This is a genomic window from Acinetobacter suaedae, from assembly GCF_008630915.1.
Classification (GTDB): Bacteria; Pseudomonadota; Gammaproteobacteria; order Pseudomonadales; family Moraxellaceae; genus Acinetobacter; species Acinetobacter suaedae.
On record NZ_CP043909.1, the window covers coordinates 3022847 to 3047768 of the forward strand.

At 38.3% G+C, this 24922-nt stretch carries 20 protein-coding genes; 9 read left to right on the top strand and 11 right to left on the bottom strand.

Going from position 1 to position 24922, the window contains the following annotated elements; translation table 11 throughout:
- Positions 1–40: 40 nt before the first annotated feature.
- Positions 41–247 carry a DUF1656 domain-containing protein gene (locus F2A31_RS14075; RefSeq protein ID WP_150027068.1) on the bottom strand — a complete coding sequence of 69 codons (207 nt, stop codon included), beginning with the start codon at positions 245–247 and terminating at the stop codon, positions 41–43.
- Positions 240–2333, bottom strand: coding sequence for an FUSC family protein (locus F2A31_RS14080; protein ID WP_150027070.1), 2094 nt, complete (start codon positions 2331–2333; stop codon positions 240–242). The genes F2A31_RS14075 and F2A31_RS14080 overlap by 8 nt, the downstream gene beginning before the upstream one ends.
- A 434-nt stretch (positions 2334–2767) precedes the next feature.
- Between F2A31_RS14080 and F2A31_RS14085 the strand changes: the two genes are divergently transcribed.
- On the top strand, positions 2768–3535 hold the full coding sequence (locus F2A31_RS14085) for an IclR family transcriptional regulator (RefSeq protein ID WP_150027072.1): 768 nt from the start codon (positions 2768–2770) through the stop codon (positions 3533–3535).
- A gap of 217 nt (positions 3536–3752) precedes the next feature.
- On the opposite strand, the gene F2A31_RS14090 is transcribed toward F2A31_RS14085, so the two are convergent.
- The 6 genes from F2A31_RS14090 to F2A31_RS14115 all read right to left on the bottom strand — a co-directional run bounded on the left by F2A31_RS14090 (position 3753) and on the right by F2A31_RS14115 (position 10667).
- Entirely contained in the window at positions 3753–4913 is a 1161-nt protein-coding gene (locus tag F2A31_RS14090; protein ID WP_150027074.1) for a hypothetical protein, read from the bottom strand.
- Positions 4914–5013: 100 nt separating this feature from the next.
- The gene (pgsA, locus tag F2A31_RS14095) at positions 5014–5598 is read right to left on the bottom strand and encodes a CDP-diacylglycerol--glycerol-3-phosphate 3-phosphatidyltransferase (protein WP_150027076.1); all 585 of its coding nucleotides are present in this window, start codon (positions 5596–5598) and stop codon (positions 5014–5016) included.
- A 105-nt stretch (positions 5599–5703) separates the two neighbouring features.
- Entirely contained in the window at positions 5704–6501 is a 798-nt protein-coding gene (locus F2A31_RS14100) for an acyl-CoA thioesterase (protein WP_150027078.1), read from the bottom strand.
- Positions 6502–6606: 105 nt separating this feature from the next.
- A complete protein-coding gene (gene uvrC / locus F2A31_RS14105; protein WP_150027080.1) occupies positions 6607–8406 on the bottom strand; it encodes an excinuclease ABC subunit UvrC in 1800 nt (599 codons plus the stop codon).
- Positions 8407–8566: 160 nt separating this feature from the next.
- Positions 8567–9481, bottom strand: coding sequence for a lipid A hydroxylase LpxO (gene lpxO, locus F2A31_RS14110; RefSeq protein WP_004637663.1), 915 nt, complete (start codon positions 9479–9481; stop codon positions 8567–8569).
- A gap of 166 nt (positions 9482–9647) precedes the next feature.
- Positions 9648–10667 (bottom strand): hypothetical protein, encoded by a 1020-nt coding sequence (locus tag F2A31_RS14115; RefSeq protein ID WP_005083880.1) that lies wholly within the window; start codon positions 10665–10667, stop codon positions 9648–9650.
- A gap of 459 nt (positions 10668–11126) precedes the next feature.
- Here F2A31_RS14115 and fadB point away from each other — a divergent pair, with 459 nt between their 5' ends.
- Together fadB and fadA are read left to right on the top strand one after the other, a co-directional pair.
- Complete coding sequence (gene fadB / locus F2A31_RS14120) at positions 11127–13280, top strand: fatty acid oxidation complex subunit alpha FadB (protein WP_150027082.1); 2154 nt, start codon at positions 11127–11129, stop codon at positions 13278–13280.
- Positions 13281–13292: 12 nt separating this feature from the next.
- Complete coding sequence (gene fadA / locus F2A31_RS14125) at positions 13293–14465, top strand: acetyl-CoA C-acyltransferase FadA (RefSeq protein WP_150027084.1); 1173 nt, start codon at positions 13293–13295, stop codon at positions 14463–14465.
- Between the two features lie 68 nt (positions 14466–14533).
- Here fadA and F2A31_RS14130 read toward each other — a convergent pair whose 3' ends face one another.
- Positions 14534–15046, bottom strand: a complete 513-nt coding sequence (locus tag F2A31_RS14130) for a hypothetical protein (RefSeq protein ID WP_150027086.1) — start codon at positions 15044–15046, stop codon at positions 14534–14536.
- Between the two features lie 221 nt (positions 15047–15267).
- Between F2A31_RS14130 and F2A31_RS14135 the strand changes: the two genes are divergently transcribed.
- The 3 genes from F2A31_RS14135 to F2A31_RS14145 all read left to right on the top strand — a co-directional run bounded on the left by F2A31_RS14135 (position 15268) and on the right by F2A31_RS14145 (position 17838).
- A complete protein-coding gene (locus F2A31_RS14135) occupies positions 15268–16119 on the top strand; it encodes a hypothetical protein (RefSeq protein WP_150027088.1) in 852 nt (283 codons plus the stop codon).
- A 223-nt stretch (positions 16120–16342) separates the two neighbouring features.
- A complete protein-coding gene (locus F2A31_RS14140) occupies positions 16343–17062 on the top strand; it encodes a YidX family protein (RefSeq protein ID WP_150027090.1) in 720 nt (239 codons plus the stop codon).
- A 77-nt stretch (positions 17063–17139) separates the two neighbouring features.
- Positions 17140–17838 carry a YidX family protein gene (locus F2A31_RS14145; RefSeq protein WP_150027092.1) on the top strand — a complete coding sequence of 233 codons (699 nt, stop codon included), beginning with the start codon at positions 17140–17142 and terminating at the stop codon, positions 17836–17838.
- Positions 17839–17897: 59 nt separating this feature from the next.
- Here the strand turns inward: F2A31_RS14145 and F2A31_RS14150 are convergent, their stop codons facing one another.
- Entirely contained in the window at positions 17898–18647 is a 750-nt protein-coding gene (locus tag F2A31_RS14150) for a hypothetical protein (RefSeq protein ID WP_150027094.1), read from the bottom strand.
- Positions 18648–18823: 176 nt separating this feature from the next.
- Between F2A31_RS14150 and F2A31_RS14155 the strand changes: the two genes are divergently transcribed.
- The 3 genes from F2A31_RS14155 to F2A31_RS14165 all read left to right on the top strand — a co-directional run bounded on the left by F2A31_RS14155 (position 18824) and on the right by F2A31_RS14165 (position 22821).
- Positions 18824–19519 carry a DsbA family oxidoreductase gene (locus F2A31_RS14155; RefSeq protein WP_150027096.1) on the top strand — a complete coding sequence of 232 codons (696 nt, stop codon included), beginning with the start codon at positions 18824–18826 and terminating at the stop codon, positions 19517–19519.
- A 547-nt stretch (positions 19520–20066) separates the two neighbouring features.
- Entirely contained in the window at positions 20067–21482 is a 1416-nt protein-coding gene (locus F2A31_RS14160) for a hypothetical protein (RefSeq protein WP_150027098.1), read from the top strand.
- Positions 21483–21681: 199 nt separating this feature from the next.
- Positions 21682–22821 (top strand): hypothetical protein, encoded by a 1140-nt coding sequence (locus tag F2A31_RS14165; RefSeq protein ID WP_150027100.1) that lies wholly within the window; start codon positions 21682–21684, stop codon positions 22819–22821.
- A gap of 98 nt (positions 22822–22919) precedes the next feature.
- Here F2A31_RS14165 and htpG read toward each other — a convergent pair whose 3' ends face one another.
- A complete protein-coding gene (gene htpG, locus F2A31_RS14170; protein WP_150027102.1) occupies positions 22920–24839 on the bottom strand; it encodes a molecular chaperone HtpG in 1920 nt (639 codons plus the stop codon).
- Positions 24840–24922: the final 83 nt, after the last annotated feature.

Here is a 24922-nt window from a genome sequence, read left to right on the forward strand (position 1 = left end):
AACTGATTCAATTTTCAAAAATGAGCACTTGTGAAAGCCACTAAACCCACAACCAAACAAACAATCCATGTACGAATAACAATAATCCCAAGTAAAAACACAGATTAAAAATGCTAGGTAATACAATCCAACCTTTTGCAATTAAACGATCTGTGAGCGGACTAGAGAACTTAAATAACAAATAGGCAATACTGGCTTGTACCAACAAAATCGGAATATAAATTCCATATAGATTTATTTCACCCATGCGATACACCTACAGCATTTATTGTTGAGAACATCTCTTCAGCAGGCATATGTCCAATGCTGACACGAATATTGTTCAATGAAATCCGCATACGTTGACGTAATTGCTCGTCCTCAATTTCGGAGGAAATGAATTGCAATTGCTCTATTTGCTGAACAATTTCTGTTGGAAAGTGATTCACTGACAACCGTTTTTCTTGGGTTTTGAAATAATCAGTCAATTGTTGCTGTAATCTCTTCACTTGGTTCTGCAAAGTTTCAAACTGAGGGAGTTTCTGACTAATTTCTTGCAAACGAACCAAATCAACAATTGAACTACTCTCAACCAAAGCATGTTGAATCGAAGTTTTTATCTCAAGATCTTGTACCATCTTGGTATTCAATACGCCCACTCGATCTAGCATACTGCGCAGGTGGATCTTGAAGTCACTTCCGTAAGCCATATGAATTGCTTGACGCATGGCTTGATAATGTAAAGCCAAAATACGTGTTGCACTGGTATCTGGAGAAACAGCTCTCACCAGATCGATGACAATCAATGAAACCAAAACACCCAATACCATCGCAAAGGAGCTGTCTAAATAAGACACAGCATCCATGGTGTATTGATTATGTAGATTCAAACCCATCATTGTGTTGATACCGAGCACCATTCCAACGGGCATCAACATTTGATTTGCCATCATACTCACAGCAACCAAAAACACAGGAAAAAGAACCAAAGCCAATTGCCAAAAATGTGTCACATGTGGAAAAATTCCAAATGCATACAAAAAGACCAAGACTGCTGAAAACAAGCTGCCCCAAATAAAAATTCGCAACACAGGCACTGGATTATCCAAGGCAGTCAGAATACATGCCGTTACTGCCCCCATCTGCGCCATCATAAACCCAGCTTTCCAACCTGAAATAATCCACGCACCAGTGACGATAAAAGTAATTAATACAGCACTGATCCCACCACGAACTGCAATACCATGGTCACGATGTAAACTCGGATAGGTGGTACTAATAGCGGTAATTTCCGCTGGAATATCTTTTTTCCCTTGCTGAATGTGTTGCCAAATGAGTTTCACAGCCAAAATATTGGCAATAAAATGGCGGATATCCATTTTTAGAGCACCCAAAACAACTTGCTGCTCGGATGTTGCCATTGCAATTAATTCGGAAAAATCTTGTTCAAACCCTGTCGGCAACGTTTGTAAATCCAATGGGAGCAATGCTTTTTCTTGCTTTAAAAATAGTAAAGTACGCTGTCTAATTCGATCTAGATGTGGTGCAAGCTCAGCCATTTGCATCTGTTCAAGCTGTTTCACACGTTGAGAAAGCGCTACTAGATTGGCCACCACGAGGGAAACCTGATGCAACATTTCCTGCAACGGTTTCGTCATCCCTTTAAGCTCACCTTTTTCATAATTTAAATGCACAGCAAGCGCATGAATATCTGAGGCATCTCGGGTAATCACTGATAAAATCTGAGTATAATCTTGAGGCGTCTCCTGAACGGTCACCAAATTCTCAAATGTGCTTTCTAGATCATGCAATGCCTTGTTTACTCTTTGTTTAATCATCGCCCCAACATGTACTGGAAAGAACGTTGCAGAGACAACAGCAGTTGCAATGACACCGATCGAAATCTCTAATACTCGCGCTAAAGCAATATCAAAAATATTGTAGCTATCAATATAAGTAATGGCGTTATATACAATCATCGCAGTTGAATACCCTGCCAACATAAAGACATAGCTACGAGGTGTACGATCCAATAAAGAAACGTACAAAGCAAAGCCAACCCAAAGTGACAAAATAATCGTGAATAACCACGGTGTATTAATAAAATGAGGGGTTAACATCAAAGCAATAATTGCTCCGACAACAGTACCCACCAGTCGATAAACACATTTTGATGACACCATTCCTGAGTATGGATTAGCAATAATCAAAACGGTTCCAATCGACCACATCGGATTAATCAAATCCAGTTCAAATGAAACAAACAGTGCCAACATACCTGCCACAAAGGTTTTGCAGGCAAAAATGATGTCTAGTCGGCTTGGTCTAAAAGCCAACAACTGTTTAAGTAACATGTATATATCTCAATGCTAGGTCAGTTTTTGCTCATCATATTGCGGTCTATATAAATCAAGAGACAACACATCCAGCCTATTTTAGGATTAACCCAAAACAGCCGATGAACACTAAGCTGATTAATTTGAAATGAGGCACAATGTGGACAGCGTTATGGAAATCACTGCTTAGCACAATAATTATCCAATGAAGACATTGCATGGATAATTTTTCCAAAAAATGATAAATTAGTCAACATAATTATCATAATTTGATAATTTAATGTGATTAATAACCGTATTTTTATTGAATTCACTAAACTTTCTCAGACAGCTTTAGATTTATTCAGGTGAGCCCAACAAATTCTAAGGCCCATATCAGACTCAACGCTTTTCTGTTATAAAACAATAAAAGTTTGATTTTCACGTTCTTTTTAAGGAGTAGGCACATCATCATGGCAAGTTCGAGTTTTGGTAAGATTCTCACTGTGCTGGATTTATTTTCGGTTACACGCCCAATCATCAATGTCGATATCATTTGTGATGAACTTGGATTGTCCAAGCCGACTGCCTACCGTTATCTTAAAGAATTGGTTTCTGCCGATATGCTTAAACGCATTAGCGGAACTTCAGGAGATTATACTTTAGGCTCCAAAATCGCTGTTTTAGATTATATTTCGCATAGCACCGACCCATTGGTTCAGATCAGTATTCCATTTATGCGCGATATTGTTGATAAAACTGAGCTATGTTGTTTACTCACTTATTTAAATCATGATTATTGTATTGATTTACATCATGAAACCTTTAAAGATGCGGAGCTTCTCTCTTTTGGGCGGGGTTGTCCTCGACCTGTTTATATTGGCGCATCTCCCAAAATTGTGATTGCGCATTTAAGCAAACAACGTATCCAAGCCTATTACCAACAGTTCAATCAAGAACTTGCTCAAGTGGGTTTTGCACAGAATTTAGATGAATTTGCTCAACACATGCGAAAAATTAAGAAACAAGGGTTTTATTTATCACAGGGTGAAATTGACCCACTTGTTTGCGGGCTATCAGTACCTATTCGCTTTTCCAGCAAGGAAGCTCCCATTGCACTTACTTTAGTTGCTTCCAAAAATCGTTTTGATTTTTTAAATATTCAAAAATTAATTGAGATTTTGCAAAGTAATGCGACACAGATTGAACATAAGTTTGCCTTACTTTCTGAAAACCCATGAAATTATTGGTGAGAATTTAAAAAATTTTTACATTTCCTAAGATTGAAAAACCAAAAGAATTCTCATATTATGATTATTGTTCTTCAGCATACTCTCCCAAAGAGCATGTTTCCTCAGAGAACTAAGCTCATCCTGTCATGGGCTTTTTTCTTGCTTAGATTTTCTTGATATCCCCAAACGTCTATACATCAAAAAGTCGAACAACAATAAATTTAGATTAACAAATAATTTTATGAATTAATTTTGCTTCCACCAACATCTGTTCAGTATGATCAGACATGACAGCCAACAGATATTTACCATTTGAATAATAAACCACTCCTTGCTTATCCAAGGCATACCCCAATACACCGCGTTTTAGAACTTTCTGCTCGCCACTAGTCGAATATTGGATCAACTCCCAGTTACGAGGAATAACGCCTGCAAATTTTTCACCAGCACTTTGATTTTGCTTTAATGCTTTCTCTACTTTAATCAAATTACCTTCAACAAATAATTCTTCTTCCGATTTCCGTCTCGCTTTGGCAGGATTAGTACCTGAAGTTGACTTTAGAGATTCTCCTGTATAACGCTGAGTAAAAAAATCTAACCAACTGATCACTGCACGAATAATTCTAAATGGGGCCAATACAATATCTTTGATTGGATTACTACGTTGATACTGACTTTTATAAGGACGTTTTAAGAAATAAAGCTGACCAGACTTATTCACCCTTGGCTTATAATAATCATAACGGGGATCACTTATGATTGTTTCAAGCTCACCAGTTTTTAGATTTAAGCGACAAATCTCTTTAGGTCCAATCGTGACATTTCCTTGATGATCACTCGCAAATCCACAACTATCATAATAAACAATATCAGAATTCTGAGGATCAAAGCATGCATGCTCATCTTGACACTCACCCTCTGTAACATATTGAATACGACTAGAATCTAATCCTAGAATACAAAGATGTCGTTCAAGACCATGACCCTGGCTTGCAGATATAATGAGTCGTTTCTTCTGAGCATCATAATCAAAATGATGAGCAATAAACTCATTGTTTCTAAGAACAAGAGTTTCTGGTTGCTGCAGATCCAACAATGATTTGATATAAATCGCACAACCATCTTGTAGTCTAGCGGCATAAATCATTTGTTGATCTTCGGTCAATACAGCATCTACAGGAAAAACATGTGCCAATTCATATGGGTCATCATGGGTTACTGCCCCCATAAATTGAGCACCTGCTCCCATCGTTTTCCATTGTTTACGCTGCTTAATTTCTTGCACATTTTTCTTATATTGACTTACAGCATGGCAATCTATTGTTTGTGTTTTCTGATCTTGTAATTGATACAGTTCTTGATTTGATAAATATAATAAAGATGACATTTAACTATATTCCTAACTTATCATTTTTAGCATTCACCATCTTATATCCTCTAAAAGTGAATGCTTTAATTATCTAGAATTGTCTACTCAATCCTTAGTTTTAAGGTTGTTTTAAATATGGCCATGCAGCTTTCAGATAAATAAACATTGACCATAACGTCAAGATCACTGCCGCATATAACAATGCATAAGCCCACATTTCCAATGGTTGCCAATTCAATAAAAATACGCTAATCGCAATCATCTGAAATGCTGTTTTATATTTACCAACAGTGGAAACCGCAACACTGGTTCGCGCCCCAAGCTCTGCCATCCACTCACGTAAAGCAGAAACTGTAATCTCACGAGAAATAATCACGATCGCTGCGAATGCCATCGAAATCGTAGGTTGCCATTGCACAAGTACAATCAGAGCCGCCGCAACCATTAACTTATCTGCAACAGGATCTAAGAAACGCCCAAAAGCAGACGTTTGGTTTAAAGTTCGTGCCAAATAGCCATCAAACCAATCCGTCAGTGCAGCAAGCACAAAGATGGCTGTCAGGACAATATGACGCAGCATGCCCCCGTGATGTTCAGCACCAATCGCTGGTGGCCAATATGCGATCACCAAAAAAACAGGTATGAGAGCAATACGCGCCAAAGTTAGAATATTTGGAATGTTCAGGATTCGCCCTGTACTCATAAACACCGCCATGTTGTTCGCATCAAATTTGCATATTGCGCAAAGGATGTACCGAGATTGTATCTATCTGTAAGCAACTTTATACGAAATACCGCCTAATGTCGATTAGGCAAACACAGCAACCGTCTGCCTTAAGATCGCAATCAGCCGATGATCACGGTCCCAAACATAGGCATATTCAGTAGAATAACCATGTTCAGCATACTCTGTTGTTACCTTATATTTAAACCAATCATGAATATGATGAGCAATCGGATGCACATATGTAATTTGCCAAGTTAATGAACTGGCTGGTGCAGGTGTCTTAAACATGGGTAACACGCCTGGCGGCCACACATCCATCAATGCAAATAAATCTGCAAGCTGCATTTCCCGATCAGCATGTAGATTTGGTGCAAAACGACTCCAACCACCAAAATCAGGCGCTTTACTTCCTGCCATCGGATAATGACCTTCAGCCCAACATAATTCAAATTGCTGCATACATTCTGGCATTAAACCTTCGATATACAACGTTTTATCCAAGGTTTCTGGCAATGGATAATCTGGCTCATGTGGTAGATGATTGACATGAATTCGGGACTCACGTTGCGATCCAAAGCTCGCAACCAAAATGCTTTGCACCGCATCATCTTGCCACAAACGAACCTCTAAGCTCGTTACAGACTTACCTTCACGGAGTATTTCAGCCGTGAGCTTTGCAACTCCATGTTGTACGGGACCAATGAAGGTCACATTACAGCTGAGAAGCTGCTTTGCAGGATCGTTGACCACTCCGATTGCTTTTTGGATCATCAGTCCTGCAATGAGTCCGCCAAATACGGTGCGACCTTGTAACCATCCTGATGGAATATCAATCGTTTCTTGTTGCTTAACTTGTTGATACAGTGGAAGCAATGACATCATTTTTCCTTTTATCTTCAATACATTCTATCTTTGAATGTTTTTAGCAATTTGTGAATGGTCATTGATCAATCAATCATTGAAAGATTTGGTCAATTGGTCAAATCACTCATGCAAAATTTTATAAATGGTCCTTGCCATAACCTCACCCAAACCAGGGACTAAGGTCAGCTCTTTTTCAGAGGCACTCAGCACACCTTGAATACCGCCAAAATGGGTTAACAAATCTCGACGGCGTTTTGGTCCCAATCCGGGAATGGCTTCTAAAACTGAACTACTACGGCGTTTATCACGCTTTGCACGATGTCGAGTAATGGCAAAACGATGCGCCTCATCCCGCACTTGTTGGATTAAATGCAAAGCCTTATGGTCTTCAGCAAGTTGAATCTTGGTTCCATCGGTAAAATGCAAGGTTTCTAGCCCAGGCTTACGTCCCTCACCTTTAGATACACCAATCATAAAAGCATCCAACTCAAGCTCTTGCATGACCTCCATTGCCATATGTAGCTGCCCTTTGCCCCCATCAATCAGGAGTAAATCAGGCAACATATTCTTCTTATACCGTCGAATCAGGGCTTGCCGCATTGCCGCATAGTCATCCCCGCCCGTAATATCCTGAATTGCGAATTGTCGATAATCGCGTTTTCTTGCGCCACCCTGATCAAAGACCACACATGAAGCAATCGGTGCCTCCCCCATGGTATGGCTAATATCAAAACATTCAATACGATCAATTGGGCGACCAACCACCTGCTCTAATTGATGAAAACGCTCATTTAATTCGAGATGATTGCTGAGTTTCCCTTTTATGGCATGTTGCACATTCATTTGTGCAAGTTCCTGCCATTCAGCCCGTGTTTCACGCACCTTATGTTTGATCTGGATTTTTTTATTAAAGGTCTGTTGCAAGGCTTCTTCCAATTGCTTTTTATCAGGAACCTCTAAATTTACGATCAGCTCAACTGGAATTTCATCCGCGACTTGAAAGTAAAAATTCGCGATAAAATCACTCAACATTTGACCGAGGTCATCCCCAAGCATATCTGGAAAATAGCTTTTTCCACCCAACATCTGACCATTACGCACATACATGATCTGAACACACGTAACACCCGCTTGGTGTGCGATCGCTAAAATATCGGCTTCACCTTTAATTTTAAAAACGGCTTGCTGGGCTTGAACTTCGCGCAATAAGGACAAACGATCTCTGTAAAAAACTGCTTTCTCAAACTCTAAGGCTTCAGCCGCTTGTTCCATTTTGCCAATCAGTTCCTGATTCAGCTCTTTGGTATCGCCTTGTAGAAAACGAATCGAATTATTTACATCTTCCTTATAGTCTTCTGGGCTAATCAAACCAACACAGGGTGCAGTACAACGCTTGATTTGATATTGCAAACAAGGGCGCTTACGTTGGGAAAAATAGCTATTTTCACACTGACGGACATTAAACAATTTTTGTAGTGTTAATAAAGTATCGCGAGCACTATAAGCACTTGGATAGGGCCCAAAAAATTTACCGATTTGATGTTTGCCTTTTCCCCGTCCACTCGCAATACGTGGATAAGGTTTATCTGCTGAAACAAAGATATATACATACGACTTATCATCCCGCAGCATGATGTTATACGGTGGGCGATGCAATTTAATCAGGTTCTGTTCGAGTAATAGTGCTTCGGTTTCGGAGCGGACCACTAAAGTTTCGATGTCATATATACGCGCAACCAGTGCTTGAGTTTTTGGATGCTCAATGGTTTTGACAAAATAACTCGATACACGATTTTTAAGATTCTTCGCTTTACCGACGTAAAGCAACTCTCCATCTTTGCCCAACATTTTATAAACGCCCGGCAATTGGGTCATATGAGCAAGTATTTTTTCAATGTGTTCATGTGCGTTTGGATTCACGGCAGACTTTCATGATCAGTAATGCTTTTGATGATGTCGTTTGTATCGATGAATTTCAAGTCCCGATGAACTGTAACTTAAACAATAAAAAAGCCCTGAAAACCGATAAGGTCTCAGGGCTAAATATGAAAAAATTAGCGATGAATGATTCGACTACGTCTTAAAACACATAGGGGCGAATAAAGATAAGGAAGAACAAGCCCAACATGATGAACCACTTCAAAAAGTAGTACAACTGACGATTGGACTTCTTCAAAGCTTTGGCTTTAATACGAATTTGGTAAACATAACCAAAAGCTTTATTTAAACCACCGGTTTGATCTCCAGCTTCATTTGGAGAACTTGCCGCAGTCATGACTTTTTTGCCAAACCAATGATTAAACTTTTCCATAAAACGTGTTTTGAGCGGACGTTCAACATCTGCGAAAAAGATAATACGGTTTTGGTCTGTGGTATTTTCAGCGTAGTGAATATAAGTTTCATCAAATACTACACTTTCACCATCTCGCCATGAGTAACGCTCACCATCCACATCAATAAAACAACGATCATCATTTGGTGTAATTAAACCTAAATGATAACGCAACGAACCCGCATAAGGATCACGATGTCGTACCAAACGACTATCAGGCGCAAGCTCAGTAAACATTGCGGCTTTGATGGTTGGTAAAGTCTTTAATAATGCAGTTGTTTTCGGGCAAAGTTCTGCTGCCGATGGATGCGCCGAATCATACCATTTCAAGTAGAAACGTTTCCAACCTGTTTTAAAGAAGGAGTTAAAACCCAAGTCATCATAGGTACTGGACGCTTTAATACCGCCTTTGTCATACAATGCTTTTGCTTCATCACGAATCATTTCCCAGTTTTCATCAAGAACTTTTAAGTCCTTGAAATGCTGCGTGTCGATATACGGCTGATTCGGCACTTTGGAAAACATGTACATTAAAAAATTGATTGGCGCGAGAATCGTAGAATGGTCAAAAAACTGACGATAAAACGAATGCTTTACTTTACCACGGCGCTGAATATACAACGCAGAAATGATAAAAATCGCTAATATGATCCACTTAATCATATAGTTACTCACTTTTGGATATTAATTAAAATATCGCAATAGAATTTTAAACTTTAGAAGTGAGGTGATATTAGCAAATTCAAAAAAAAAAATCAGATCAAGTTAATATAACAACCATGGATATCTCAAAACATTAATTTTAAGATATCCATATACTGAATATGTTTTAGTTTTTATAAGGCTGCCAATCTAAAGACGATAAAGCGTAGAGAGCTTCAGCTGCTTTTTCATTATACACATAACAACCTGATTTTAATTGAGCAATTTTCAATTTTGCTTTACGGATCTGCTCTGGTTCATTCACATTTTTTAAATAAGTTTCCCAATGTCCAATTTCTTTCTTCGCAGTCCATTCAATGCTACTGGTATAATCAGCTCCATAAGTTTGACCTTGATATTCAACAGCCACACTATTATTAGCTGCAAAGCCTAAACTTGTATTGTAAATGGTTGTCCAAGATACGCCTTGCCATCCCCCATTAGCTGCTCTATACGTAAAAACAAATGGGTTTTTTTCAATCAGATCAAATAAATACCATTCATTCTCTAGATTAAAATCCTCAAAACTCTGTTCAATCATCGTTTTTTGACTGAAAGCAAACGTATCTTGATTCGATTTTCTCGATACCAAACGATAGCACGCGCTTCCAGCAGGAAATACCTTATTCCCATGAACATTTAAGAATATCTCAGCATTTCCCAAAGCAAACTCATCAAAGCCCAAAGTTCGGTAATTAGGCAATACAGTATCGAACATATTTTTGTTTGTGAGATCAACACGCTCAAGTTTCCAATCTTCTTTGACATCACCAATGACATTATATGTCCAATCGGTCATTGAATGAATATTCATCACTTTAGTTGCGATATCAGTCGGTAAATAAAGCTTTTTCTCAGTTAATAAATATGAGTTTAATGGTTGATTTGATTCTGGGTCCTTAACTTGCTTATTAAAAATTTCGAATGCGCCAAAAGATAAAGAATCCCCTACTTCAATACTTATATCATCATCTTCATATATGGAAATTTCATGATCCATAAAATAATAACGTGTACCATTGGAAGTGAGGTCCTGTGTCCCATCTCCACCTGATTTGTTATTACTTGAACTATCACCACCACCTCCTCCACACGCGCTTAGCATGAATGGAAGCATTGCCAAAACAACAAATTTATTTTTTAACATAAGACTACTTTCTTAAACATTTTTATAACACAAATACTACCTATAGATAAAAATATAGACAATACCTTCTGTCCAACAACACATAAAAAATTCTTGTTTTTTTATTACGAGTTCAAAAATACTTAATCACTTAGATTACCTTTATCTTGATCCAAAAAACTCACCGTTTTTAAAGTAAATAAGCCACATCACATCATGACTACAATACATAGCAAAAATATCGTATCTCTATATTTTTAATAATTTTTTCAAAAACATAAAATTAAAATTTGGAATCTACAAATATAACTTATATTTCCACATAAAAATTTGATGACCACTGCGTCACGGCTTGATACAACTTTGTTATGCCCTTTTTAGATATAGTTATCGTAAGATTACCGAAGCGTTTTTGCGACCTAACAGGCGCATAAGCTTTATGACATCAACTTAGAATCCTCCACAACAAGGAGATCAGGCATGATCCACGCTGGCAATGCCATTACCGTCCAAATGCTTGCGGACGGAATTGCAGAATTCCGCTTTGACTTACAAGGTGAGTCGGTTAATAAATTTAACCGTGCGACCATTGAAGACTTCCAAGCAGCAATTGCTGCGGTTAAAGCCAATAACGATATTAAAGGCTTAGTTGTTACTTCTGGAAAATCAACATTTATCGTTGGTGCAGATATTACTGAATTTGGCGAAAACTTCGCTGCTGGTGAACAAGCAATTGTTGACTGGCTTATGCCTGTACATGAGATCTTCAATAGCTTTGAAGATTTAGACATCCCTAAAGTTGCTGCTATCAATGGCATGGCGCTTGGTGGTGGTTTTGAAATGTGCTTAGTATGTGACTATCGTGTCATGTCTGAGCAAGCACAAGTTGGCTTACCAGAAATCAAACTCGGTATCTATCCTGGTTTTGGTGGTAGCGTTCGTTTAAGCCGTTTGATCGGTATCGACAATGCCGTTGAATGGATGGCAATGGCGAATCCGAAGAAGCCAGCTGCTGCACTTAAAGATGGTGCTGTAGATGCAGTTGTTGCTGCTGACAAGCTTCAAGAAGCTGCTGTTGATTTAGTTAAACAAGCCATTGCTGGTCGTTTAAACTGGAAAGCAAAGCGTCAAGAAAAATTAGACGCAATTAAATTGAACCCGCTTGAACAAATGATGGCGTTCAATACAGCGAAAGGTGCGGTCCTTGCTAAAGCAAACCCTGCACAATACCCTGCTCCTAAATTATTGCTTGATTCATTACAAGCAGGTGCAAGCTCAACTCGTGATGACGCATTAAAAGCAGAAGCTCAAGGTTTCGCTAAAGCGGCGATCACACCACAAGCTGGCGCACTTATCGGTTTATTCATCAACGATCAAGTTGTGAAGAAAACTGCGAAAAAATATGAAAAAGGTGCTCATCCTGTAAACCAAGCAGCTGTATTAGGTGCTGGTATTATGGGTGGTGGTATTGCTTACCAAGCGGCAAGCAAAGGCACTCCAATCATCATGAAAGATATTGGTAACCCACAACTTGCATTAGGTATGAAAGAAGCGAATGGCTTGCTAACAAAGCAAGTTGAACGCAAGAAAATGAAACCTGCGCAAATGGGTGAAACTCTTGCTCGTATCCGTCCTACTTTAAGCTACGATGAGTTTAAAGAAGTAGATATCGTGATCGAAGCGGTAACTGAAAATCCTAAAGTAAAAGAAATCGTACTTGCAGACACTGAAAAGAATGTTCGTGAAAACACGATCATCGCATCGAATACATCTACGATCTCGATTACGCGTTTAGCAAAAGCATTACAACGCCCTGAAAATTTCGTTGGTATGCACTTCTTCAACCCAGTACATATGATGCCACTGGTTGAAGTGATTCGTGGTGAGAAAACTTCTGATGAAGCAATCGCGACAACTGTTGTTCTTGCTCAGAAAATGGGTAAAACACCAATCGTGGTAAACGACTGCCCAGGTTTCTTGGTAAACCGCGTATTGTTCCCTTACTTCGGTGCATTCGACTTACTCGTTAAAGACGGTGCTGACTTCCAGCAAGTTGATAATGTGATGGCGAAATTTGGCTGGCCAATGGGTCCTGCATACTTGATCGACGTTGTTGGTATCGATACAGGTGTACATGGCGCAGAAGTGATGGCTGAAGGTTTCCCTGACCGTATGAAGCCAGATTACAAAGGTTCTATCCAAGCGATGTACGAAGCAAAACGTCTTGGTCAAAAGAACGATGTTGGTTTCTACAAATATGTGTTAGACAAGAAAGGTAAAAAAGCGAAAACTGTTGATCCAACAGCTTACGAAATCATTGCGCCTTTCGTGACTAGCGAAAAACGCGAATTTGATCCACAAGAAATCATTGACCGTATGATGCTTGCTTTCTGTAACGAAACAGTTCGTTGCTTAGAAGACAACATCGTTGCAACTGCTTCTGAAGCAGATATGGCGATGATCATGGGTGTAGGTTTCCCTCCATTCCGTGGTGGTCCATGCCGTTATATCGACCAAACAGGTGTTGCTGAATACGTTGCGCTTTGCGACAAATATGCACACTTAGGTAAGGCTTATGAAGCGCCACAGATGTTGCGTGACATGGCTGCTAATAACACAAAATTCTACGGTTAAGGAGCGACGTGAATGGCTACTTTAAATCCACGTGACGTTGTGATTGTTGATGGCGTTCGTTCTGCTATGGGCAAATCACGTAACGGTATGTTCCGCAATGTACGTGCCGATAGTTTATCTGCTGAGTTAGTACGTGCACTTGTTGCTCGTAACCAGTTTGATACCAACGAAGTTGAAGATGTAATCTGGGGTTGTGTAAACCAGACTTTAGAGCAAGGTATGAACATTGCTCGTAATATTGGTTTATTGGCTGATATTCCTAAAACTGCTGGAGGTCAAACTGTTAACCGTCTTTGCGGTTCTTCAATGCAAGCAATCCATACTGCGGCAGCTCAGATTGCAACGAACCAAGGTGATGTATTCATCATCGGTGGTGTTGAGCACATGGGCCATGTAGGTATGATGCACGGCATCGACCTAAACCCAGAAGCATCTAAACACTATGCTAAAGCATCGAACATGATGGGCTTAACGGCTGAGATGTTAGGTCGCATGAACGGCATCTCTCGTGAAGAGCAAGATGCTTTCGGTGTTGAATCTCACCGTCGTGCTTGGGCTGCAACACAAGAAGGTCGTTTTAAAAACGAAATCGTTGGTGTTGAAGGTCATGATGCAAATGGTTTCAAAATCCTTTGCGACATCGATGAAGTAATTCGTCCAGATGCAAACCTTGAAGCGTTCCAAGCATTGAAACCAGTTTTCGATCCTAAAGGTGGTTCAGTCACAGCAGCAACTTCATCTGCTCTTTCTGACGGCGCATCTGCAATGTTGTTGATGTCTGCTGAACGTGCTCAAGCGCTTGGTTTGAAACCACGTGCTGTGATTCGCTCTATGGCGATTGCAGGTTGTGATGCTGCGATCATGGGTTACGGTCCAGTTCCAGCAACTCAAAAAGCGCTTAAACGTGCTGGTTTGACGATGGCGGATATCCAAACTATCGAGTTAAACGAAGCGTTTGCTGCTCAAGGCTTATCAGTCATGAAAGGTTTAGGTATCTATGAAAAACAAGACATCATCAACTTGAATGGTGGTGCGATTGCATTGGGTCACCCATTGGGCTGTTCTGGTGCTCGTATCACAACTACATTGTTGAACGTGATGGAACAACAAGATACACAAATCGGTCTTGCGACCATGTGTATCGGTCTTGGTCAAGGTATCGCGACGATTATCGAACGTGTTTAATTCTTAAATACGTGAGAAAAAGAACCCCGCTTAATGCGGGGTTTCTTTTTTAAAGCTAATTTCAAATCTTAGGGTGTGAAAAACTGGTTTTGTTGTCCTCTCAATCCATCTTCAATTTGCTTTTGCAATTTCAAGATATCATCCATATTGATCTTAATCGTTCCATCTCGGATACCCATGATATTATTACGATCAATATTCAAAGGTTCCAACATTTTGAATACACCTGTGGTTGGATCAGACGATTGAAATCCTCTCGCCACAGCTAAAATATATTGCTGTAATATCGGTGATAGCTGAGATAAATCTGGTTCAGCCGTTTTAGGCTGATAATTAACTGTAGTTATCCCCTCATTTACACCAGCATTCTGCATATCACTATGTACTTTATAAATATGATGCTGCAATGCTTCACGTACTTTTTCATCTTCTTGAAACGGAATAAAGCCCACTTCTTCACGTAGCTCAGATTCAGCCATAATTTTAATGGTTGGTAATGTCACAACGTCATTTGCTTGAACCGTTGATAAGCCCATAGCAATCAATACGGCGATACAAGCTGATCGTTTTAGAAAGTTCATGGCTCACTCCAAAATCAGTCACTCAATAGAAAGATAATGAGTTAAATGAAAGCACCTAATAATAGGCTACAACAAAGTTCGACTTGATTCAGTAAGGCTCAGATAAACGGTAAATATCAAGTTAATAACCCAACAAAATGTAGTAAAAATTAATGATAGCTATTTACTTAAATACATTATTTATCCATAATTTTACAAAAATTTACTCAACTAAAGTACGCATGAAAAATTTCCTACTATGTTTAACACTTGGGCTTTCTATCACGGGCTGTGCAACCACAAAAATCTCTACAGAAGAACGCAATAAGTTGAACCAAACTCAAGCATTGCTTAAAACTAATCCAGTTGCTGTCATCTCAGATGGATGTTTAATTCGAAGTGAGTTAGGAACTAGTCTAATTGAAGGTGAACAATCTCGTTTAACTGCACAGAAATTTGCCGAATTGCTCTCCAGTCAACTGAATGAACAAGGTGTAAAGGTCGGACATAAAATCATGCCTTTTGTATGTGGTTTCATGCCCGAAGAGCAAGTTAAAAAATATGACTATAGATTAGATAATGAAGCTAAACGTGCTGAAATTAAAAACTATCCACTCGTTTCTCTAGAAAACAAAACGTTGTCAGAACAACAACAGCAAGCATTATTAAATCTTACACAAAGCTTTAATAAACAAGCGGTCCTAGCACTTAAAAATGCAAAAGAAAAAAAGCCTGTAAGCAATCTACTTGAACTAAGTGATCAGGATATAACTGCACTTAAAAATCTAACTCAATCTGATTATGTATTTATAGCATCTGTTACAGGTACAGATGCTTCATTTGGTAAAAAGTTTGCTGCTGGGGCATTAAGTGTCGGTGTGAGCCTAGCTACAGTCGGCGCTGGTAGTGGTTTCGTAACCGCTTATATCCCACAGGAAGGTCAACAATATGTTGTGCACATTGTCGACTTAAATAGTAAGACGATCATGTGGACAAAAGGTGGAATGCTCATGGGTAAACCGTACTCTAGGAAGAATCACTCCATTGAAGCTAAAGCTATTTTAAATCCTTTATTTGAAGTGGCAAGCAAATAAATCTATATCGAAGAAACGAATTTCCCCTTAAATTAAATACATTAAGTCTAGTTTGAGGGGTATTGTGTTTCTTTAGAAAGAAATCACTTATCGATAAATAACAACTCGGATCAGAATTTTCCATAAAACTAATTCAGTTGATTAATGCATATAAAACAATTGCTGGCTTTCATGCATTTTTTTATTTATTCTTTTTTATAATGATCAGAAGCGTAAAATAAGAATGAATTTAAAATCCTTAAATCAAAATATTTTAACTTGTACCCTATGCTCAACCCTCTTTCTTACAGCTTGTGCATCAAATAGAGTGGGTGACTCAACAAGAGACTTCTTTACAAAATATGAATCTGGACATGAATGGATCACGATTCTTGAAGATGATGTAGTCGCTTTTGGTAAGCCTTCTATTGCATTACCGAATGAACCCGCTGATAGTATTGTCATTGCAGGAAAGCAGTATAGTTATGTGATTACTCAAGGTGGCACTGAACTTATCCAACTGATCAGCCAACTTGATCCAAAGCATATTCAAATTGACCGTGACTTAAATTTCAATGCTCCCGAACAAAATAGCCCACATTTTTATGGAAATTTTAGATTTTCTTATACTCCCCCAAATGGAAAATTAAACGAAAAAGAAGCAACATTATTTAAAAAATACGGTGTCCAACCTTGTAGTTGTATAGAAAAAATACGGCCTGCCACCTTTGATCTCAAACTAAGAGGTAAGGTTTACCCAGTTGCAAAAAATATTGATACATTAACTCCCTTATCCAAACCCTACCATGTCAAGATTCAGTACCTTTACTATAAAAGTGAAACTGTGAAACGATCCAAGAAAGAGATATTGCAGCAGTTACCGATACTCCCTCTTGCCATTGCATTCGATGTGGTTATGTTACCGTTTCAAGCAATAGGGCTAACAAATGAAGTATGGAAATAGCAACATATAACGCGTTCATTCTTACTATACTGATGATCACTTGTGTAAATTATTTTTTATATTGCTAGGAGAGATGGATGTTCCCAATACACACTAAAACAATGCTGGTACTCGCTACCACAGGAATACTATTATCAGGCTGCGCCACCAAAACCCTCATCACTAAAGACAGTAAAACTTATACACGGACAGCAAAAGTTACTTTGGTTGAAGACAATGTAGTGGCGTTTGGACGACCAGCACAAGCAACTGCCAATTTACCAAGAGATAGTATTGTAATTGCAGGTCAAAAAAATAGTTATATTTTGACCCAAGGTGGTAATCAATTTGTGACCATTATCAATAAGCTGGACCCTAAAAATATTCAAATCACTCGTGATCTAAATTTCTTTTCTGAAAAAAATGACGGTCATTTTTCAGGAACATTGCCCATTTCTTATGTCAAACTCAAAGAGGATTTAAGTAAAAAAGACTTAGAATTTTTTATTGAAAATGGTGCAAAAGAGTGTTCATCTTCAAGTGATACACGTATGCAAGCACAACGTTTTTGTTTTGATATAAAACTTGCTGGTGTCGTCTATCCTACCGCAAATAACCTCAGTTCATTAAAAGCATTAAGCAAGCCTTATCAAGTCACCATTTATACGCAAAAACAAGAAAGTTATAAATCTCGATCTAGTCTGAACCCATTAGAGAAATTAGTGTTATTGCCTTTTGCTGTTGCAATTGATGTGGTCAGCCTGCCGTTCCAAGCTGCTGAAAAGATTTTTGATTAGCCAAGTATTTTGCTACTAAGGGCAATTATTGCCAATTCCAATAATTGCCCAGCTATGGCTCATAGTTCCTCTTCCAATACTTCTACATTATTTTTCTTAATTTTATTCATCTGACTGTTCAATTTAAGTACCTCTTGATAAAGCACATTAAATTTTTTCACAGGTGCATTTTCATGAAAAAGAATCATCCTATTCTTTCTTTGCCATGTATGTGCCTTCAATAAATCAAACATCGCTTGTGCCCTTTCTATAATTTCTTGCTCAATTGCGAAAATATCTTCATCAGGATTAATCTCTAGGTTGGCTTCGAGTTTAGCTTGTAATGATTGACGTAAATCCTGTTGAATTGACATTTTTTTGACTTGTTCTAGCGCGTTCAAATGAATTTGTAGGCGTTGCTGTTCATATTGTGCAGAGGCTTGCCGTACATCGACAAACATCTGTGTCGTTTCTTTATAATCCACGGTACGATCCCGATCTAACCGTTCAACATCTAGGAAGGTATCCCATTTCGCTGCTTTTAACTCACGTAAATAATGGTTACGAGCTTCAACATTTTGCATCCAATAGTCGAGTAAAAACACAGACATTTTTTGATAATCACCCGATAGACGATCGTCATGCACATCAAACTCTACAGGCGTTGACCAATCTTGGGCTTGATCATATAGTTCACGCATTTTCTCAGTCATCACAACATCGAACATTTTTTGATTATTCAGTTGTCGTTGTTTTATATAATCCTGATAGAAAAAAAATGAACCAATACAAACAGTAATGATGAATAAAAATATCAAAAAACGACGCATATCATCTCCAAATCTAATTATATTTTTTGTTCTAAAGCCAATGTTAATCTTATTAACAACTTCTCTTTAGATGTTTTTATTTCAATCCTTGTAATGCAGCATTACATAATGTTCGCTTTAAATTCAACATGATCACCCTTATTATCAGATGTAATAATCATTTTTGAGATAACACTATGCGCGTAGATATCTGGTCAGATGTAGTTTGCCCTTTTTGCTATATTGGGAAAAAACGTCTTGAACATGTTGCAGAAGAAGCAGGAATTGAACTAGATATTCATTGGCATAGCTTTGAGCTTGATCCAGATGCTCCAGCAAAACACGATACGTCGAACACGGAACGTTTAGCCAAGAAGTATGATCGTAGCCATGCTGAAATAAAAGAAATGGAACGTAATATAGCGACGATGGCAGCAGCCGAAGGTATCGATTTCCAATGGCAAAAAGCCAATTCTGGCAATAGCTTTAATGCACATCGTATTATTCACTTGGCCCAAAGCAAGGGTTTGGGTAGTGAAGCAAAAGAAGCCTTTTTCCATGCCTATATGACTGAAGGTTTGGCAATTGGTGAGCGAGAAGTAGTCGAAGAAATCGCATCACGCATTGGTCTAGACAATGCAGAAGTCGAATACGTACTCGATTCTGATGAACTGGCTGATTTCGTTCGTCATGATGAAAAAATCGCAAGTGAACAATTAAATGTCACAGGTGTACCTTTTTTCGTATTTGATCAGAAACTCGCACTTTCTGGCGCACAACCACGTGAAATCTTCTTACAGGTCTTACAGCAAGCTCTATCCTCTACACCACAGAAAGTAGATTCAGACAATACTGCCCAGTGCCAAGATGATCAATGTGAAATAAAGCCATAGCCATTCAATCTTGATAGACAAGCAGTGATTTTAAAATTGCTGCTTGTACTCATACAAACCTGAATTATTTTTATGCCTATATTTTAAATACTTATCCTATCCTTTTGACGTATCAATTCATTCATATTGCTAATTTTTTAGCATAGATATGTGAGATTATTCACAACTCAACTATAAATTTACAGATATATTTTTACTTCATCATCTATTTCTCCGATCTATTCTTTTAAAATGTTTTTATTTTCAATAATAAAGCATGAACAGCATCTCGATTTATACTGCATAAATGAGAGCATTTACTAACTATAGCACTATAGATTTTGCCTTTTTTTCTTCTATAATTGTCATAAAGTGACATCTTTTGTGATGAAAATACAAGTTTATACAATCTCTTAAAGAGTTAGAACTGGATAATGTCTCTGTATCGTGAATTACTTTTCACATGGAAAAAGAACCAACTTGACTTAAAAAATGTATATCCATTGTGAGTAATACAGTTAATTTTATTATTTAAACAGGCTCAAGCCTATCTCTAAGGAAACAATAGATGGACGTATTAGAGAAAGCACTTTTGGTCGATGAGCTCAAAAGTCTCATTGAGGGGCTCAATGATGATAAGGCATCGCTGTTTCAAATTGCAAAAGCAAAACAACGAATTAAAGATATTTGTGCATCATGCGATGATCCTAGTTTTCAGGATCAATTGATACCATTTAAAGCATTTATTCAAAATGAAGAGTTTTCCACTCAGGAGCTAAGCGATCATGGCTATGCCATGACCTATCGTGGTACTTATAATTTTATGGGACGCGTTGAGAATGCGTTATTTGCATCTGGTGATATGGGTTGGGCTGCCTTACGCCAGGCCCAACTTTGGCAAGTATGGGTGATTCGCCCAACATTATCATTTTTAAAAAGCCCATGGATGAATTCATCCCAAGATGCATTATTATGGCTAAAAAATCATGCGGGTGAATATATTAAAACAGATCGCGAACTTGAAGCACTGATCCCTGTTTTAGAACCCATTCAAACCTCGGCATCACCAAGTTTAAGTCAACATCCTCACAGCGATGTATTATCAGTAATTCGGAATGAAACTGCACAATTCCAATCACAGCTTGATGCAATTATTCAGGAAAAGATTCAACCAATTCCAGTAAAAAAGAATACCTCGCAACAAGAAACCAAATCAGCTAGCAGAAGCTTGAACAATCTAAATAAGGCTAAACCTGTTGCATTAAATGATTTTAATCTAGACGGTTTTCTCTGTCGTCTAGAGCGTGTCAATGCTCGCCATTTTCCATCATTATATCGTGTTGACATGCACAATGAGATTGATCAAAACATCAAAATTGATTGGTTATACCTCAAAGCAGAAAATGAAGCCCAACCAGTTTGGGAGTCTGCGCAGATATTCATTGCTGAACAACTATATGCTCAAGGACAATTTTCACATTATGTCGTGTTGGTGGGGACACATAACACTGAATATGCAACCTCCGTTTTACAATCCTATACCAGTCAGCAGCATACGCACACTAGTTCAATCCATCAAACTAGCTGGAATAATTTCAAACAGCATTACCATCAACATGAAAACTTATTTAATGAATGTATCATGAATGGAACTTTAATTTGGCAACGTGATCAACGAGCCTATCCCTATATTCCAGCATCATTTATTAATACACAAAAATTTATTCCATTTGAGGAAACTGCAGCAACTTTTTTTACACCCGTAATCTTATTAAGAGAGCGTAATAAAATTCGTGTTATTCATGGTTCTGAACGTGTGAAACTTTCAAGCGAAGATCAAGCATATCCTTATTTGTTATTGGATCGAACCGATGGTTATACGTGGCAATTAATCCGCCAAGCAATCAGTCGTTTGCCACAACCGATCTCTGTACATGATTTATATCAAGCTTTGGAAAATAGTGCTGTCTCCGAATCCTCATAATAAGGAATACTCATTCAGCTATTTCAGCAGAACATTTGAAATCTCAAGATCATCATCTTTAATGAGGAAGAGAAATGCGATAATGCTTCTCTTTACTCTTGTTTTATATAATTAAATTGCTGTTTTTTGTGTCTTTAACTTGCTTTTGGAAGACGAATCATCAAAAGTGAAAGTAAGAACAATATATAAAGCATGCATCATGACGATTTCTATCAAAACGGTATCAACACCTTTATTTTATTGCTTCGCAACACTTTCTTTTGCTGCGATCAATACCTACTGTTATGCAGAAACAGATCTAGATACAGTTGTTCAGCAACAACCACTAACATCTGCACCGAAAACAACACTTACAGAAAGCTGGCTAGGCTATATTCCCAAGTGGGTAGATGCAACACCAACCGTATTCCCTGAGCAATCGAGTCAACCCGTCGTACCCCCCGTCAAGGAAACTGAAGATAAGACTTGGGTAGATAAACAACAACGCCATATACGCGAATGGGCTGATCGCACTTCAGTTAAAATTGATGATTGGTTTGGTGAAATTGATCCAGATAAACCCGCTTCAGCAACGATTCGCGTCATGCTCGATAATTACTGGAATGAATATGACAACTATGAAGTTAAACCTCGTATTCGCGGTAAGATCAAATTACCAACACTGGAAAAACGACTAAGTTTAGTTTTTGGTGATGATTCCTTAGATGATGAGTTCGATAATCATATAGGCAATATCAATCAGCAACCTAATCAAGATCCCGATAAAAGATTTAGCTCAAAACAAACCCGTGATAGTAATGGCTCTGTTGCTTTGCGCTTTTCTGATTTGTCAAAAAGACTTCCTTTTGAAACCAATGCTGATATTGGTCTCCGTTCAGGCAGTGACATTTATCTTCGCTTAAGAGCAAAAAAGAATTGGGAATTGGAACAGGATTTTAGCTTTAATGCTGAACAAATTTATCGTTATGGCAGTAAAAGTGAAAACTATCTTCGTACCAATTTAGAACTTATCCACGCTCGCCCCAATCAACCATTCATTTCTAATCAATTCAGTCTCACATATGCGGATAAGCAAGATGATGACTTAAGATGGGACAACCGGACTTTCCGTGAACATCAATTCTTTGCACATAACCGATTTAATTATGGCATCTATACGGGGGGTTACTACAACGATAATGATCTGCGTTTAAATAGCTGGGGTCCATTTGTATCATGGCGGCAACCGCTATGGCGTGAATGGTTCTACGTACAAGGTGATCTTAACTATTTTAATGATCATCGTGAAGATCGTAATCATTATGTGAGTACCTTCCTACGTCTTGAAACCTTATTTTAAATAAGATGAATTTTTAAACATTACTGTGGATAACTTTAGACTTATCCATACATATAAAAAAACCTCTGCCAAAGCAGAGGTTTTTTATATGATTTCTTTTATTTCAACAACAACTCATTAATACGCTTCACATAAGCAGCAGGATCTTCAGGTAAACCACCTTCTGCAATCACCGCTTGATCAAAGATTACATTCGCAAGATCATCAAACTGCGCTGAGCTCTCAAGTTTCTTCACCAGTGGATGCTCTGGATTAATTTCCAAAGTCGGTTTGACCTCAGGTACAGCTTGCCCTGCTTGTTTCAGCATACGAATCAATTGTGGAGAAAGTTCACCCTCACTGGTGACTAAACATGCAGGGGAATCAACTAAACGTGTAGTGACACGAACCTCTTTTGTTTTGTCTTTTAATGAGCTACTTAAACGCTCAACGACTGGTTTAAATTGCTCAGCAGCTTCTTCGAGTGCTTTTTTCTCTTCAGCATCTTGTAGATCACCTAGGTCCACAGCACCTTTAGAGACATTCTGTAATGGTGTACCATCGAACTCATGCACAAAATTCATTGCCCAGTCGTCAACGCGATCCGCCATTAACAATACTTCAATGCCTTTTTTCTTAAACAACTCAAGCTGCGGTGAATTTTTTGCAGCAGTTAAGCTATCGGCAGTCACGTAATAAATCGCTTTCTGCCCTTCTTTCATACGTGCTTTATAGTCAGCAAAAGAAGTCGAAATCTCATCATTGGTTGAAGTTGCATAACACAATAGTTTCAAAATACGTTCACGATTACCAAAATCTTCACCTAAACCTTCTTTCAAAACAGAGCCAAATTCTGAATAGAATTTTTTAAATTTCTCTTGGTCTTTTTCATCTTCAGATTTTGCTAAACCATCTAACAAGGTTAATACACGACGTGCATTCCCTTCACGAATGGTTTTCACATCACGACTTTCTTGTAGTAATTCACGGCTGACATTCAATGGTAAATCAGCACTATCGACTATCCCCTGCACAAAGCGTAAATAGTTTGGAATCAAGTTGTCTGCTTCATCCATGATGAATACACGTTTTACATACAACTTAATGCCGGCTTTGGCTTCACGAGTAAATAAATCCTGTTTTGCCTGACTTGGGATGTATAGCAATTGCGTATATTCAGTACTTCCTTCTACTCGATTATGTGCCCAAGCGAGTGGTTCAGCAAAATCATGACTGAGGTTTTTATAGAATTCGATATACTGTTCTTCAGTGATTTCATTTTTACTACGGGTCCACAAAGCACTTGCAGAGTTAATTGCTTCCCATTCATCAGTTTTGACCATTTGACCGCCTTTTGGTTCTTCACCTTCAGCGACCTCCTCCTCTTGCCAAACTTCTTTTTGCATTTCAATCGGCAAGCTAATGTGGTCTGAATACTTGTTGACGATTTGCTTAACTTTCCAAGATTCTAAGTATTCAAGTGCATCATCACGTAAATGTAAAATAATATCGGTACCACGGGTTTCTTTATCGATGCTTTGAACTTCAAACTCACCTGTTCCAGCACTGATCCAGCGTACACCTTCTGCTACATCTAAACCCGCACGACGAGATTCAACGGTAATTTTATCAGCAACAATAAAACCTGAATAAAAGCCTACACCAAACTGACCAATCAACTGCGCATCTGCTTTTTGATCACCTGTAAGTCTAGACATAAAATCTTTGGTACCTGATTTTGCAATCGTCCCTAAATTATCAATCGCTTCTTGTTGGCTTAAACCAATACCATTATCAGAAATTGTCAACGTCTTATTATCTTTGTCTAAGCTAACACGTACACGCAAATCTGGATCATTTTCATAATATTCAGGATGATTGATTCCTTCGAAGCGTAATTTATCGCAGGCATCAGAAGCATTCGAAATGAGTTCGCGTAAGAAAATTTCAGGGTTGGAATAGAGAGAATGCGTCACTAAATGCAATAACTGAGCAACTTCAGCTTGGAAACTATAATTCTGTGAGGCTTGTTCACTCATACATCACTCCTTATTTGTGAGGCTTATCTATTTGGAATGATTTATGAATGGTGGATAACTCCAATTTTTCAATGCTTATTTTC

Excerpts from the sequence above, each read along its gene's own strand:
- F2A31_RS14080 (WP_150027070.1), bottom strand. The coding sequence starts at position 2,333 with ATGTTACTTAAACAGTTGTTGGCTTTTAGACCAAGCCGACTAGACATC.
- F2A31_RS14150 (WP_150027094.1), bottom strand. The coding sequence starts at position 18,647 with ATGCGTCGTTTTTTGATATTTTTATTCATCATTACTGTTTGTATTGGT.
- F2A31_RS14165 (WP_150027100.1), top strand. The coding sequence starts at position 21,682 with ATGACGATTTCTATCAAAACGGTATCAACACCTTTATTTTATTGCTTC.
- F2A31_RS14100 (WP_150027078.1), bottom strand. The coding sequence starts at position 6,501 with ATGTCATTGCTTCCACTGTATCAACAAGTTAAGCAACAAGAAACGATT.
- F2A31_RS14155 (WP_150027096.1), top strand. The coding sequence starts at position 18,824 with ATGCGCGTAGATATCTGGTCAGATGTAGTTTGCCCTTTTTGCTATATT.
- F2A31_RS14085 (WP_150027072.1), top strand. The coding sequence starts at position 2,768 with ATGGCAAGTTCGAGTTTTGGTAAGATTCTCACTGTGCTGGATTTATTT.
- lpxO (WP_004637663.1), bottom strand. The coding sequence starts at position 9,481 with ATGATTAAGTGGATCATATTAGCGATTTTTATCATTTCTGCGTTGTAT.
- F2A31_RS14160 (WP_150027098.1), top strand. The coding sequence starts at position 20,067 with ATGGACGTATTAGAGAAAGCACTTTTGGTCGATGAGCTCAAAAGTCTC.
- pgsA (WP_150027076.1), bottom strand. The coding sequence starts at position 5,598 with ATGAGTACAGGGCGAATCCTGAACATTCCAAATATTCTAACTTTGGCG.
- F2A31_RS14115 (WP_005083880.1), bottom strand. The coding sequence starts at position 10,667 with ATGTTAAAAAATAAATTTGTTGTTTTGGCAATGCTTCCATTCATGCTA.
- F2A31_RS14140 (WP_150027090.1), top strand. The coding sequence starts at position 16,343 with ATGAATTTAAAATCCTTAAATCAAAATATTTTAACTTGTACCCTATGC.
- F2A31_RS14130 (WP_150027086.1), bottom strand. The coding sequence starts at position 15,046 with ATGAACTTTCTAAAACGATCAGCTTGTATCGCCGTATTGATTGCTATG.
- F2A31_RS14075 (WP_150027068.1), bottom strand. The coding sequence starts at position 247 with ATGGGTGAAATAAATCTATATGGAATTTATATTCCGATTTTGTTGGTA.
- F2A31_RS14090 (WP_150027074.1), bottom strand. The coding sequence starts at position 4,913 with ATGTCATCTTTATTATATTTATCAAATCAAGAACTGTATCAATTACAA.
- htpG (WP_150027102.1), bottom strand. The coding sequence starts at position 24,839 with ATGAGTGAACAAGCCTCACAGAATTATAGTTTCCAAGCTGAAGTTGCT.
- F2A31_RS14145 (WP_150027092.1), top strand. The coding sequence starts at position 17,140 with ATGTTCCCAATACACACTAAAACAATGCTGGTACTCGCTACCACAGGA.
- fadA (WP_150027084.1), top strand. The coding sequence starts at position 13,293 with ATGGCTACTTTAAATCCACGTGACGTTGTGATTGTTGATGGCGTTCGT.
- fadB (WP_150027082.1), top strand. The coding sequence starts at position 11,127 with ATGATCCACGCTGGCAATGCCATTACCGTCCAAATGCTTGCGGACGGA.
- F2A31_RS14135 (WP_150027088.1), top strand. The coding sequence starts at position 15,268 with ATGAAAAATTTCCTACTATGTTTAACACTTGGGCTTTCTATCACGGGC.